2 tRNA genes are annotated in these 234 nt (G+C 59.0%); both read left to right on the forward strand.

Annotated features, from left to right (window positions below):
- A tRNA-Asn gene (locus AC3A6M_RS24915) sits at positions 1 to 76 on the forward strand.
- A gap of 83 nt (positions 77 to 159) precedes the next feature.
- Positions 160 to 232, forward strand: a tRNA-Asn gene (locus tag AC3A6M_RS24920).
- Positions 233 to 234 lie beyond the last annotated feature (2 nt).

The raw sequence follows: 234 nt of genomic DNA on the forward strand, positions 1-234 counted from the left end.
TCCCTGATAGCTCAGTCGGTAGAGCGACGGACTGTTAATCCGCAGGTCCCTGGTTCGAGTCCAGGTCGGGGAGCCAGGTTTTTGCCTCGGCGAGGCATGCACGGTTGGAAAGTCGGCCTGTGCAAGTCGCGACGGGGAAGCTATAATAGCAACATCCATTCCCTGATAGCTCAGTCGGTAGAGCGACGGACTGTTAATCCGCAGGTCCCTGGTTCGAGTCCAGGTCGGGGAGCC

Source organism: Telluria sp. Soil_C_11 (assembly GCF_057657395.1).